This is a genomic window from Flavobacterium anseongense, from assembly GCF_021608185.1.
GTDB classification, from domain to species: domain Bacteria; phylum Bacteroidota; class Bacteroidia; order Flavobacteriales; family Flavobacteriaceae; genus Flavobacterium; species Flavobacterium anseongense.
This window is the reverse complement of the sequence record NZ_JAKIHN010000031.1, coordinates 1-384: the sequence shown is the minus strand read 5'-3', so window position 1 is coordinate 384 and position 384 is coordinate 1. Positions and strand designations below refer to the sequence as shown.

1 protein-coding gene is annotated in these 384 nt (G+C 40.9%); it reads right to left on the bottom strand.

Going from position 1 to position 384, the window contains the following annotated elements; translation table 11 throughout:
- The coding region (locus L1S35_RS13220; protein ID WP_236401459.1) for a hypothetical protein at positions 1-384 on the bottom strand (384 nt) is incomplete at both ends.

The following is a 384-nucleotide window of genomic DNA, read 5'->3' as shown; positions in this document are numbered from 1 at the left end:
GGATTTGGCAATGTTGGTGCCGCAGGGGTACTATAACTCTGTGTGTTACCGTTATATGGCTGCTCTTCTCCGTTAACAACAGCAGTAGCCTGTACATCATAAGTAGAAGAATGTGCCGCATTGGAAGCTGAAGAAAAAGTAAAACTTGTTGTATTACTACTCACATAAGCAACAGAGGTTGGTGCATTAGTCTTACTTACTTTAAATTTATACGTTACTGAAGCTCCGGAATATGGAGTGGTATTGGTAGCCGTTGAGCTAGTGATAGTATCCGTCATCGTTGCTAAAGCACCACTTGCAGTTGTAACATCTACAACTACAGGGGCGTGACCTTCGAATTTGGAACCATCACAGTTATCATCAATATCGTTGAAATTAATTTCT